The 12,339-nt window shown below is 71.9% G+C and carries 12 protein-coding genes and 1 tRNA gene; 3 read left to right on the forward strand and 10 right to left on the reverse strand.

The annotated features are described in order from the left end of the window. Positions 1 to 143 precede the first annotated feature (143 nt). Positions 144 to 587 (forward strand): HNH endonuclease, encoded by a 444-nt coding sequence (locus M8C17_RS16055; RefSeq protein WP_252417264.1) that lies wholly within the window; start codon positions 144 to 146, stop codon positions 585 to 587. Positions 588 to 656: 69 nt separating this feature from the next. On the opposite strand, the gene M8C17_RS16060 is transcribed toward M8C17_RS16055, so the two are convergent. From M8C17_RS16060 to M8C17_RS16070, 3 genes are all read right to left on the reverse strand, one after another. Continuing rightward, positions 657 to 2,228, reverse strand: a complete 1,572-nt coding sequence (locus tag M8C17_RS16060; protein ID WP_252417265.1) for a serine/threonine-protein kinase — start codon at positions 2,226 to 2,228, stop codon at positions 657 to 659. A 96-nt stretch (positions 2,229 to 2,324) separates the two neighbouring features. Further along, positions 2,325 to 3,092, reverse strand: a complete 768-nt coding sequence (locus M8C17_RS16065; protein ID WP_252417266.1) for an enoyl-CoA hydratase/isomerase family protein — start codon at positions 3,090 to 3,092, stop codon at positions 2,325 to 2,327. Positions 3,093 to 3,232: 140 nt separating this feature from the next. Next, a complete protein-coding gene (locus M8C17_RS16070; RefSeq protein WP_252417267.1) occupies positions 3,233 to 5,626 on the reverse strand; it encodes a M4 family metallopeptidase in 2,394 nt (797 codons plus the stop codon). Positions 5,627 to 5,821: 195 nt separating this feature from the next. Here M8C17_RS16070 and M8C17_RS16075 point away from each other — a divergent pair, with 195 nt between their 5' ends. Then, positions 5,822 to 6,346 carry a protealysin inhibitor emfourin gene (locus M8C17_RS16075; protein WP_252417268.1) on the forward strand — a complete coding sequence of 175 codons (525 nt, stop codon included), beginning with the start codon at positions 5,822 to 5,824 and terminating at the stop codon, positions 6,344 to 6,346. A gap of 11 nt (positions 6,347 to 6,357) precedes the next feature. Here M8C17_RS16075 and M8C17_RS16080 read toward each other — a convergent pair whose 3' ends face one another. The 7 genes from M8C17_RS16080 to M8C17_RS16110 all read right to left on the reverse strand — a co-directional run bounded on the left by M8C17_RS16080 (position 6,358) and on the right by M8C17_RS16110 (position 10,852). Further along, positions 6,358 to 6,996, reverse strand: a complete 639-nt coding sequence (locus tag M8C17_RS16080) for a histidine phosphatase family protein (RefSeq protein ID WP_252417269.1) — start codon at positions 6,994 to 6,996, stop codon at positions 6,358 to 6,360. A gap of 67 nt (positions 6,997 to 7,063) precedes the next feature. Next, positions 7,064 to 7,729, reverse strand: a complete 666-nt coding sequence (locus tag M8C17_RS16085) for a DUF998 domain-containing protein (protein WP_252417270.1) — start codon at positions 7,727 to 7,729, stop codon at positions 7,064 to 7,066. Positions 7,730 to 7,739: 10 nt separating this feature from the next. Further along, positions 7,740 to 8,159: a VOC family protein gene (locus M8C17_RS16090; RefSeq protein ID WP_252417271.1), complete on the reverse strand. Its 420-nt coding sequence runs from the start codon at positions 8,157 to 8,159 to the stop codon at positions 7,740 to 7,742. Positions 8,160 to 8,215: 56 nt separating this feature from the next. Beyond that, the gene (locus tag M8C17_RS16095; RefSeq protein WP_252417272.1) at positions 8,216 to 8,614 is read right to left on the reverse strand and encodes a helix-turn-helix domain-containing protein; all 399 of its coding nucleotides are present in this window, start codon (positions 8,612 to 8,614) and stop codon (positions 8,216 to 8,218) included. A 121-nt stretch (positions 8,615 to 8,735) separates the two neighbouring features. Next, complete coding sequence (locus M8C17_RS16100; protein ID WP_252417273.1) at positions 8,736 to 9,791, reverse strand: hypothetical protein; 1,056 nt, start codon at positions 9,789 to 9,791, stop codon at positions 8,736 to 8,738. A gap of 139 nt (positions 9,792 to 9,930) precedes the next feature. After that, positions 9,931 to 10,548, reverse strand: a complete 618-nt coding sequence (locus M8C17_RS16105) for a TMEM175 family protein (protein ID WP_252417274.1) — start codon at positions 10,546 to 10,548, stop codon at positions 9,931 to 9,933. Positions 10,549 to 10,775: 227 nt separating this feature from the next. Then, a tRNA-Thr gene (locus M8C17_RS16110) sits at positions 10,776 to 10,852 on the reverse strand. 355 nt (positions 10,853 to 11,207) lie between these two features. On the opposite strand from M8C17_RS16110, the gene M8C17_RS16115 reads away from it, so the two are divergent. After that, positions 11,208 to 12,299, forward strand: a complete 1,092-nt coding sequence (locus M8C17_RS16115) for an ABC transporter ATP-binding protein (protein ID WP_252417275.1) — start codon at positions 11,208 to 11,210, stop codon at positions 12,297 to 12,299. Positions 12,300 to 12,339 lie beyond the last annotated feature (40 nt).

Consider the following 12,339-nt stretch of genomic DNA (forward strand, 5'->3'; position numbering starts at 1 on the left):
GGTTGCCGAGCGGAAGGTCCCCGGGCGGGCCGGCCCGACTGACGCGTGTCCGTACGCGCCGAGCCGCCCGTCCGACAGCCGGACCGGGCGGCTCTTCGCTGTCCGGAGCAACTCGTCCGTCACTGCCCTGGAGGGAGATCCCGGTGGACGCCGTCCTCGTCATCAACGCCGACCTCGGCCCGCTGCACCGGGTCACCGTTCAGCACGCCGTCCGGATGCTCTGCCGCCGGGTGGCCGAGATCCACGAGGCGGAGCCGGACCAGGTGATCGGGGTCTTCCCGATGCCCCGGGTGGTGCGGCTCGTCCGCTACGTGGTCACCCGGTGGCGGTTCAGCTCCGGGCCGGCCTGGTCCCGGGCCGGGGTGTTGCGCCGCGACGACCGGTGCTGCGCCTACTGCGGCGGCTCGGCGTCCACCATCGACCACATCCTGCCCCGCTCGCGCGGCGGCCGGAACACCTGGCGTAACACCACCGCCGCCTGCTACGGCTGCAACCAGCGCAAGGGCGACCGCACGCCGGCCGAGGCGGGCATGCCGCTGCGCCGGGAGCCGGTGAACCCGGGCTGGGCGGCACTGGCCGGGCGGTGACGGACCGGCCGGCGGGAACGGGGGGCCGCGTCGGGGTACGCCCCGGCGCGGCACCCGCCGGCCCCCCGGTCAACCGGTGCGCTCCTTGACGTTCGGCTTCGGGCGCCCGTTGGCGCAGTGCACCCGGATCTCGCTGCGGTGCTCGGCGGAGGTCAACTCGACGCGGATCTGCTTCGCCGGGCCCTGGTCGTACGCCTCCGCCCGGTAGCCGGCGGCGGGCGTCACCGCCAGCACCTCGGCCGACCCCCCGAGGCAGCGAACGGTCACCGTCCCGCCCCGGGCGTCCACCGGCACGCCCGGTCCCGGAGCGGGCGGCGGGGCTCCGGTCGGGGCCGGCGCGGAGGTGCTGGTGGCCGGACTCGGGGACCGTGTGCCCGCCGGACCCGTCGGTGTGCCGGTCGGCGCGACGGCGGGCGGGCGGGGAACGGCGGGCTCGATCGGCTCGGCGGGCTCGATCTGCTCGGCGGTACGTGGCAGCCCGACCGTGGTCGTGCCGTCCGGCCCGGTGCCGGTGCGGGGCGCGCCCGATTCCTGTCGCCGGCCGCCGGGGTCGCCGAGTGACCCGCCCATCGCCACCGCGGCGACCACCGCGCCGCCGACCGCCAGGACGGCTCGCCGTCGACGCCACGATTCCCGCCGCACGGCACCACCCACCGGTCCGGCCGACCGGGCGGTCGGCACGTCCGCGTTCTCACCGGACGGCGGCGGGCTCGGTCCGTCCACGTCGGCAACCGCCTCGGCCCGGACCTGAGCCGGTTCACACGCGCCGCCGATCACTTCGGCGCCGGCCGCTTCGGCGCCGGCCGCCGTCGATCCGCTCGCGACGGCGGCCGCCTCGCCCGCCGTGAGCAGGATGCGGGCCGCCTCGGCGGCCGGGGGGCGGTCGGCAGGGTCGTGAGCCAGACACCAGCGGTAGAGCCGCTGGATCTCAGGTGGCACCCCGTCGATCGCGGGCAGCGGGTCCGGCTCGACGTGCGCGGGTGCGCTCGGCATCCCGGTCGTCGCCTCGGTACGCCAGGGCAGCCGGCCGGTCAGCACCCGGTGCAGGAGCAGGCCGAGCGCGTACACGTCGCAGGCCGGCAGCACGTCGCCGGCTTCCAGCCGTTCGGGCGCGAGGTAGGCCGGTGTGCCCAGCAGCCGCCCCTCGAAGTCGATCTCCGAATCGCCGACGGCCGCCGCGATGCCGAAGTCGAGCACCTTGACGCCGGTGGGGGTGAGCATCACGTTGCCCGGTTTGATGTCCCGGTGCACCAGCCCTCGGGCGTGCGCGGCAGCCAGGGCGGCCGCCACCTCGGCGCAGACCCGCAGGCCCGCGCGGGGCGGCAGCGGCCCGGTCGCCAGCCGCTGTTCGAGGGTGTGGCCGCCGAGCAGTTCCATCACCACGAACGGAACGTGCGAGCCGTTGAACGACGACTCGCCGTAGTCGTAGACGCTGGTGACGTGCGGGTGCGACAGCCGGGCCGCCGCCTTGGCCTCGGCCCGGATCCGTTGCCGGGCGCTGGCGTCCGAGGCGACGAGCACCTTCACCGCCACATCCCGTTCGAGCACCTCGTCGTACGCCCGGTGGACCGCGGACATGCCGCCGCTGCCGAGGCGCTCCAGGAGCCGGTAGCGGCCCGCAAGCAACTGATCACGCTGCACGATGGACAGCCTGCCGCACCACCAGGGTCACGCGCCAACCGGGTATCGAACCGGCCCGATACGGACCACCCGCTGACGAGGTCGTCCGCGACTGGATCAGTCGCCGGCCGGAGGCCGCCAGGCGAAGCGGGGCGGCCTCCGCTCGGCAATCGCCGCCACCCCCTCCCGGGCCTCGCCGCTGGTCGCCACCTTCCGGTGCCACCAGGCGACCCGGGCCGGGCCGGCCCGGTCGTCGACGATCTCCTTGGCGGCGGCGACACTCAGCGGCGACCGCTGGGCGATCGTCGCGGTGAGGTCGTCCACCCGCGCGCCGAGCCTGTCACCGGGCAGCACCTCGTCGACCAGGCCGATCCGGAGCGCTCGCTCGGTGTCGATCAACTCGGCGGTGAACAGCAGGTGCTTGGCGGCGGACGGGCCGACCAGCCGGGCCAGCCGGCGGGTGGTCGGCGCCGGGTAGACCAGCCCGAGCCGGGCCGGCGGTACGCCGAACCGGGCGTCGTCGGCGACGATCCGCAGGTCGCAGGCGACCGCGAGCTGGCAGCCACCCCCGACGCAGGCGCCCCGGATGACCGCTACGGTCGGCTTGCTGAAGCCGGCCAGCCGCTCCTCGGCGGCCACCGCGATGCTGGCGTCACCGGCGTCCAGCAGCTCGGCCAGGTCGCCCAGGTCGGCGCCGGCGCAGAAGGCGTCGCCCGAACCGGTGAGCACCAGCGCGCGAATGTCGGGGTCGGGCTCCAACCGGTCGAGCAGCTCGGGGAGCTGGCGCCACATCGCCGCCGTCATGGCGTTGCGGCGAGCCGGGTTGTGGATGACCACCGTCGCCACCGGTCCGTTCACCTCGACGGTCAACTCCGCGTCCGACACGTCCACCCCTTCCCGCGTCACCTGTCCGACGCCGCCGATCCGGCCCGCCCGCGGCGTGCGCCGGTGCCGCGACCATAACGGCGCGGACCCGGCGACCACCGTCGAGGGTGGCCGCCGGGTCCTGTCGGCGATCGGTCAGGTCAGGAGACGGTGACCGCGGTGTCGTCGACCACGAAGGACGTCTGCAGCGAGGAGTCCTCGGTGCCGGTGAACCTCAGGCTGACGCTCTGGCCGGCGTACGCGGCCAGCGAAAAGGACTTCTGGCTGTAGCCGGTGGCCCTGTTCAGGTTCGAGTAGGTCGCCAGCGTGGCCAGCACCGTCCCGCCCGAGTTCAGCACCTGTACGCGCAGCGTGTCGTACGCGACGCTGGTGGTGGTCTCGGCGGAGTCGATGTGCAGCCAGAAGCTGACCGTGTAGGACGAGCAACCCGGCGGCAGGCTCACCGACTGGGCGAGCGTGTCGGTGCGGGTGGTGCCGTACCCGTTCAGCCACGCCTTGTACGACCCGGTGCGGGCGGCCTGGCCGCTGGAGTTGGTGATCACGCCGGAGCTGGCCGTCCAGCCGGTCGCGCCGGACTCGAAGCCCGGGTTGGCGAGCTTCTGGCCGGGCGCGGTGCACCCGCCCCCGGTGCCGTTCACGGTCAGCGTGTACGTCGCGTTCCGGGTGACCGAGCCCGCGCCGTTCACGGTGACCGAGTAGGTGCCGGGCGGGGTGCCGGCCGAGGTGCTGATGGTGAGGGTGGACGAGCCGCCCGAGGTCACCGAGGCGGGGCTGAACGCGGCGCTCGCCCCGCTCGGCAGGCCGGACGCGGAGAACGTCACCGTCTGCGCCGAACCGCTGGTGGTCGCGGTGGCCACGGTGGTGGAGGCCGAGCCGCCCGGGTTCACCGAGCCGGCGGTCGGCGAGAGCGACACCGAGAAGTCGTTGCCGGTCGAGCAGGGTGCGTCGTTGCCGGCCACGTTCACCGCGGTCCAGGCCGCCTGCACGGCCCGGTACTCGGTGGAGCAGCTGCCGTACAGGTCGGTGGCGGCCCGCAGGCTGTACGCCCGGGCGGTGTTCGCCGGGTTGCTGGTGTTGACGTACGACGTGTTGGACGTGAAGTAGATGTCCAGCGCCCGGAACCAGATCTTCTCCGCCTTGGCCCGGCCGATGCCGGTCATCGCGGGTGCGGAGCCGCAGAGCGGCGAGGTGCCGTACGCGGTGGCGCCGGTGCCCTCGGCAAGGTTGAAGTAGAAGTGGTTGGCGACTCCGGAGGAGTAGTGCACGTCCTTGTTCTTGGTGCTGGTGGACCAGCAGGTGTCGGACGAGCCGTCCAGCGACGGGTTGTACATGTAGCGCAGCGGCGTGCCGTTGCCGTTGATGTTGATCTTCTCGCCGACCTGGTAGTCACCCGGGTCGGCGGAGGTGTTGGCGTAGAACTCGACCATGTTGCCGAAGATGTCGCTGGTGGCCTCGTTGAGGCCGCCGGACTCACCGGAGTAGGTCAGGCCGCCGGGAACAACGTTCTCGGTCACGCCGTGGCTCATCTCGTGCGCGGCCACGTCGAGAGAGACCAGCGGGCGGGAGTTGCCCGAGCCGTCGCCGTAGGTCATCCGGGAGCCGTCCCAGAAGGCGTTGACGTAGTTGTTGCCGTAGTGCACCCGGCTCGGCACGCCGGTGCCGTTGCCGAAGATGCCGTTGCGGGCGTGCGTGTTCTTGAAGTAGTCGAACGTCTTGGCGGCGCCGAAGTGCGCGTCCACCGCGGCGGACTGCCGGTTGGAACTGGCGCCGGTGCCCCAGGTGTTGTCCGCGTCGGTGAAGGTGGTGCAGCTCGACGTGCCGTTGTTCATGTCGCAGGTCGAGCCGTTGCCGTGCGACGGGTCGATCATCTGGTACGTGCTGCCGGAGAGCGTCGTGTCGACGGTGACCGCGCCGGAGTAGATGCTGTTGCCGGTGCCGTTCACCGCCTCGATCTCGTCGTATGACCCCACGGCCGCGCCGGTGGTGGCGTCGGTGATCACGTGCAGCCGGGACGGGGTCTGCCCGTCGGGCTGCCAACCGCTGACCACGGTCTCCCAGGCCAGCCGGCCCTGGCCGGAGCTGGCGTCGACGAACAGCTCCGGGGCGCCGACGGCCTCGACCGTGCCGGTGAACCCTGCGCGGGCGGTCTTCTTCGCCGCCGCGGCGGCGACCTTGGCCGTGGTGCCCAGGGTCAGCGGTGCGGCCAGGCCGACGGAGCTGCCGGCGTAGGTGCCGCTGGGCGTGGTGTGGATGACGAAGTCACCGCCGTACACCCGCAGGCCCTGGTAGGTCCGGGTGTAGCGGGTGTGCGCCGCGCCGGTGGCGTCCACCCTGGTGCTGTGCACCTGGTAGGACTCCGCGCTGGAACCCTGGACGGCGCCGGGGTTCGCTCGCAGGACGGTCGCCGCCCGGGCCGCGGCGGAGGCGTCCGGCGCGGGGGCGGTGGGTGGTGCCGCATGCGCCGAGGTGGCGACGCAGGTCAGCAGGCCGCTGGTGAGCAGCGCTGCGCTGACGGCGGCGAGTGGTCGTTTCACGTGCCCTCCTGAAAGGAGAAAGATTGTGACGGGGGTAGTCACGCATGTAGATATAACTATGTGTCGAGGAAAAGAGAAGCCTTGGACCGCTTGCAGACATCGACAGTGGCCGTTCGGATGAGGGGTGTGACAAGGGAACCGACCAAACGAGCCGCGCGTCCGAGCGGCATGAGACCCGCCTCGACGACCGGCGTCATGATCGCCCTCCTGGCCGCCACCCTGGCCGGCTGCACCGCCGCCGACCCGGCCGACAGCACCCCGGACCGACCCCCGGCAACCGCCGGCCCGACCTCGACCGCCACCACACCGCTGCCGACCACGGCGCCCGCCACCCCGGGCGTCCCCGCCCCGACCGGCCCCACGGCCACCGACGGCGCAACCGGACGCGTGATGCTGTTCCGCTCCGGTGGCTTCGCCGGCCGCGGCGACGCCGTCACCGTCGAACCCGACGGCCGGTGGACGATGGTGGACCGGGCCGGCAGCCGACGAACCGGCCGGCTCGACCCCGCGGACCTCGGTCGGCTGCGGGGACTGGCCGCCGATCCCCGGCTGACCGCCGAGGCCCGCCGCCCGACCGCCTCGACCGGCTGCGCGGACGCGTTCAGCTACCGGCTGACCGTCGGCACCGTCGAGACCGGGTACGTCGACTGCCCCGCCGACCCCGCCCCGCCACCGGCCACCCGGGCGCTGGTCGAGCTACTGCTTCGGGCCACCGGCTGACCGCCCGCGGCTCAGACCAGGTAGTCCGGGGGCAGGCCGGTGCCGCGCAGCTCCGGCGGCAGGTGCGCCACGTCGTTGACGGCGACCAGGTTCGGCGGGCCGGCCGGGCCGTACCGGATGACGGTCAGCCCCGCGTTGTGCTGGTTCAAACCCAGCCACCGCTGCTCCGGCGCGTCGAGGGCGTGCCGGATCAGCCAGGCGATCAGGAAGCTGTGCGTCACGACCAGCTCGCGGACCGGTTCGGCGCCACCCACGCCCCCGGCTTCCTCGGCCACCGGGCCGGCGAACCGCCGTACCGCCTCCGCCGTCACCCGTGGCCCCTCGACCCGTTCGGCCGCCGAGAACTGGGCCAGGAAATGGGCGTACGCCGGAGGCAGGCCGGCGGGCTCCGTGTCGTGGGGGAGGTGGTCACCGGCCAGCTCCGTGGCGTACACCGGAACGCCGGGCAGTGAGGCGGCGACCAGCTCGGCGGTCTCCGCGGCCCGGCGCAGCGGCCCGTGGTGCACGGCGGTGAACGGCCGGCCCCGCAGCCGCTCGCCGAGCAGCCTGGCCTGCCGCCGACCCCGCTCCGACAGGCCGGCCTCCGGCGACTCGGTCGCCGCGTCCTCCTGCTCGCCGTGCCGGGCCAGGTACAGCAACCGGGTGATCATGTCCCCCAGCCCAGCACACGGGAGGCGCGGAGTCGACCCCGCGCCTCCCGGTCTGACGGCAGCCGGCTCAGTCCACCCGGCCGGACGCCGCCTGAGCGAAGGTGACCGACACCCACAGCCAACCGACCGTCACCGCCAGGCCGAACGCCACCATGACGGCCGGAGCCGGGCGGACCATCAGCGCCACCCAGGCCACCGCGAAGAAGGCCCCGGTCGCCAGGCTGAACCCGGCCCGACCTCGCGCCCCACGCCGCGCGGCCCGGCGGCCGGCGACCACCGTCGCCACGATCAGCGAGACGAAGGCGACCGCCGCCACCAGGAAGTGCAGGCCGCCGTGCCAGCTGATCTGGCCGGCGCCCCGGGGCGTGCCGACGGGAAACCCGTCGGCCGGGTCGGCGCTGAATATCGCCGCACCCACCAGGCCCAGCCCGTACAGGACGAGCAGCCGGGGCACCCACGCCGAACCGGTGTCGGTGGAACGCCGGAGCGCCCCGGCGGCCAGCACGCAGAGCGCTCCGGTGACCAGGAATGTGGTGATCTGAATCCAGCCCAGCTCACCGGTGCTCAACACGCTGGCCGGATGCCGCCGGAAGTCGAAGCCGTCCCTGGTCAGCCCCTGGAGCAGCGCCGAGCCGACGAAGATCGGACCAGCGAGCACGCCGCCGGCCAGCAGCGCACGGTCCAGGCCGGCGACGGCCGGTCGGACCCCGGGAAACGGAACCGCCTGGCTCATCGGTGGTCCCTCAGGCCCGGGGGAACATCTGGCCGATGCGGATCCGGTTGCCGAACGGGTCCCGGATGCCGAAGTCGATCCCGTACGGGCGCTCGGTCGGCTCGTCGGTGATCTCGACCCCCCTGGCCACCAGCTCCTCGTACGTCTTGTGGGCGTCGTCGGTGGTCATGAAGAGGGAGCCGCCCAGCGCCCCCTTGGTGAGCAACTCCCGGACCGTCGCCGCGGTGGCCGGGTCCATCGCCGGCGGGCCCGGCTTCTCCAACAGGATCTCGCGCTCCGGGTCGCCGGGCAGGTTGACCGTCAGCCACCGCATGAAGCCGAGGTCCTGGTCGGTGTTGAGTTCCATGCCGAGCTTGTTCACGTAGAAGTCGAGCGCCTCGTCCTGGTCGAGGACGTAGATCTGAGAGCGGCTGATCGCGTTCATCGTCATGGCAGTCACGCTAGACGTGGCCCCTGACCTGCTGCTTATCCAAAACTGACCTGTTGCTATCCAAAACTGCTTGGTCGGGTCCAGGCCTTGGTGAAACAGGACGGCACGTTCGTCGGCGTCCCGCGCCGACGGAAGTCCGAGGGTGACTCGCCGACGATCTGCCGGAACGTCCGGCTGAACGTGCCGAGGCTGCTGAAGCCGACAGCGAAGCAGATGTCGGTGACGTCCCGCCGGGTCTCCACCAGCAGCGACATGGCCCGCTCGACCCGTCGACGTTGCAGGTAGCGGTGCGGGGTCTCACCGAAGGTGGCCCGGAAGGTCCGGATGAAGTGCGCCTCGGAGACATGGGCGATCCGGGCCAGCGCCGGAATGTCCAGCGGCTCGGCGTACGCGCGGTCCATCGCGTCGCGGGCACGCAGCATCGCCCGGTTCGACTCCTCCACCGCGCGACTCATCAGCTCGCGTCACACCCGATCCGTTGGACGACACCGTCGCGGGCGGGTGCCCGCGCTCGTGCTGCCGCCCAGCATACGGCCGGTGCCCGCCGCCGCCGCTCGCCTGCGGTCCGGGGGCTGGTCAGCCGCCGGGCGGGGGCAGGACCGACGTCTGGGTGACGTCCTGTGCCCGCAACTTCCCGTACACGGTCTCCGACGTGAAGCCGCCGATGAATCCGATGGCCAACACGAAGAACACGAGCTGCCGCGCGCTGCCGTCGGCCAGCAGATCCGGGTTGGTGGAGAGCTGGGCCGCGACGAACAGGAGGAACGCGATGACGCCGGCCGCCGAACCCACCGCCGCCGCTCGCAGCCAGTTGCCGCTGCCGTCGTAGGCGTTGCGGACGACGGCCCCCCAGGCCGACGCCAGCAGCGGAGCCGCCACCAGCACCGAGATGGCCTGCCAACCGCCAGTGGGCGCGGCATGGGCCAGAGGGATCGTCGCGACGGCGAGAACGAGCAGGACCAACGCCGTGACCAGGCCGGCCACCGTTCGCCGACGGGCGGTGCGCTCGGCCTGTCGGGCGGCCTGCTCCTGCACCCGGTGGCGTTCGACCTGGGTACGGAGCCCTGCGACGATCGACTGGGCGGCGTCCGGCTGCCACGGCCTGGCCAGCAGCGCCACCTCCTCCTCGGTGGCCACGTTGCGCTCACCGTTGAGCCGGTGCCAGACCTTCTCGGCACCACCACCGAACGCCGCCACCGGGGCGATCGGGACGCGCCGGGACAGGCCGAGGAGCCCGGCGATGAACGTGGACCGCCCGCCGCCCACCAACAGCAGGGCGTCGGCCGTCAGCAACGACCGGTAGAAGGCGACCTCCCAGTCGTCGGTCGACTCGGGCACGACCGTGAAGACCGACGGGTTCTGGTGGGCTTCCTCGAAGCCGACGTCCTTCCCGTACCGCCCGCGAACCAGGATCGACCCGCGCTCGGCCCGACCGGAGCCCACGTACCCCCGCACGACGTCGCACTCCAGGTACCTCGGGTCGCTGGAGTAGACGATGATGTGGCATCCCTGTGCGGCGAGTTCCGCTCCCAGCTCCACCGCCGCGGCCGCCGCAGCCTCCGGATCACGCACGGCGGGCGAGTAGGCGCGGTCCACCTGGGCGCTCCCGATGATCGCGACGACCGGGTTCATGCGACTCCTTCGCGGTCGGTGATACCGGCACTATAGGAGTGGCCGGCCATCGAGCGCGGTTGCTGCCGCAATGACCCGCAGCATGGCGACAAAGAGCATCATCATGAGCGGCACAAGGACGCCCTCGCTCGGCAGCGACTCATTGCTGCCGCTCGGCTGTTGGAGAGCCGACCACCTCGAGGCGTTCGAAGATGTAGTAAACGGGGACGGCGCCGATGATGGCCAGTGCCGCCGGCGGGCTGACGAACGCGACGGCGATCGCGGCCAGATACAGGACCGACGCTGCCCCGAATCGCAGCCGCGCCTTCCAACGTGCCCGCTGCGGCAACGGCTGCTTGAGCCGCCCGGAACGCAAGGTCCATTCGAAGATCCCTGCGAAGCTGAATCCCATCCCCATGAAGGCAGCCGCATACAGAAGTACCGCTACCCGGGCGTCCTGCCCGCCCAGTGCGAGGTACTTGGCCACCGTCGCCGTATCTACCGGGATGAGGACGACGAACAGCAGCAGGACGAGGTTGAGGAGGGCCAGGGTCCGGTCAACGACGACGACGTTCTGGACGAGGGCGTGATGGTTGATCCAGATCAGCCCGATCGTGGCGAAGCTGATCAGGTAGGCGACAAATGCAGGCCAGTGGTCGGCGACCTGATGCAGGAGCGGGCCATGACCCGGGCCGGCCACCGCCAGATTCAACGCGAGTAGCGTGATCGCGACCGCGAAGACCGCATCGCTGAATACCTCCAGCCGAGTTCGGCTCACTCCACAGTTCTACCGCAACGGCATGATTTGCCACGGGGATTCAGCCCTGGCCAGGTACCACCGGGCCCGGCCGCCGCAACCCACCCGCCCTGATGGCGGCGTGTCGGAGGCTCGCCGAGGCGGCGGCGCGTGCGGCCCTCTCGGGCGCCTTGACGGGCGGCTGTCGTGACCCGGTTGCGTCAACCGGTCGACTCACGGCAGTGCCCGTCGGGAAAGCCTGGTGGAATTGGAGCCCCCGGCCGGGATCGAACCGGCGACATCTCGCTTACAAGGCGAGTGCTCTGGCCAGCTGAGCTACAGGGGCGCGTGCGTCGAGGTCAGCATAGCGACTGACGTCCGGTTATCCCGCTCGCGAGGCCTCCCGAGCATGGGAAACGTCAACAACCCGACGCCCGTACGGCCTCGCGCCGTCCACTCGTACGTCGATTGATGTCTGACCGTGCCTGAGTGCCCGGATTGTGTAGGCAATGCGCCACCCCTGATACTCCCCTGCCTTGGCAGCGCGGGGAAAGCCGTTTACGGTGCAGTGACACGGAGGACAGGTGCGGTCGCCCTCGCGACCGACCCGGCCGTCCGTTGACCGGCACGGCCACCGTGCCGGTCGCTCCTTCACTCGGATCGTCCGGCACGTTCCTGCCGGTGAAAGGAAGCGCTTCACCATGGCTACGGTCACCTATTCCAAGGCATCCCGGGTCTACCCGGGCCAAGAGCGTCCCGCCGTCAACGAGCTGGACCTCGAGATCGGCGACGGCGAGTTCCTCGTCCTGGTCGGCCCCTCCGGTTGTGGCAAGTCCACCAGCCTGCGGATGCTCGCCGGCTTGGAGGACGTGGACGCCGGCTCGATCTACATCGACCAGCGCGACGTCACCCACCTGCCCCCGAAGGCCCGCGACATCGCGATGGTCTTCCAGAACTACGCCCTCTACCCGCACATGACGGTGTACGAGAACATGGCGTTCGCCCTCAAGCTGCGCAAGACCTCCAAGTCGGAGATCGACCGGCGGGTCAAGGAGGCAGCCGGGCTGCTCCAGCTGGAGGAGTACCTCAGCCGCAAGCCGAAGGCGCTCTCCGGTGGTCAGCGTCAGCGTGTCGCGATGGGCCGGGCGATCGTCCGCGAGCCGCAGGTCTTCCTCATGGACGAGCCGCTGTCGAACCTCGACGCCAAGCTGCGCGTGCAGACCCGTACCCAGATCGCCTCGCTGCAGGCCAAGCTGGGCGTCACCACGGTCTACGTCACGCACGACCAGGTCGAGGCCATGACCATGGGTCACCGGGTCGCGGTGCTGCTCGACGGTGTCCTCCAGCAGGTGGACACCCCGCGGGCGCTCTACGACACCCCGGCCAACGTCTTCGTCGCCGGCTTCATGGGCTCCCCCGCCATGAACATCAAGACCGTCCCGCTGAACGAGCAGGGCGCCGAGTTCGCCGAGCTGCAGATCCCGCTGACCCGCGAGCAGGTCGCGGCGGCCCGGGCCGAGGGCGGCGACGGCAAGGTCACCGTGGGCTTCCGCCCGGAGGACTGCGACCTGGTCAGCCCGACCGAGGGTGGCATGCCGGTCGTCGTCGAGCTGGTCGAGGACCTGGGCTCGGACGCCAACGTCTACGGCCACGCCGCCCTGGGTGGCAACTCGGAGCGCTTCGTCGTCCGCACCGACCGGCGCTCGATGCCGAACATGGGGGACACCGTGTTCGTCAAGCCGCGCACCGGCCGCAGCCACGTCTTCCACGCCACCACCGGCAGCCGGATCTGACGTAACGCCGTACCAACGGGGCGGTCCGCTTCGGCGGGCC

The organism is Micromonospora sp. RHAY321 (assembly GCF_023896955.1).
Taxonomy (GTDB): Bacteria; Actinomycetota; Actinomycetes; order Mycobacteriales; family Micromonosporaceae; genus Micromonospora.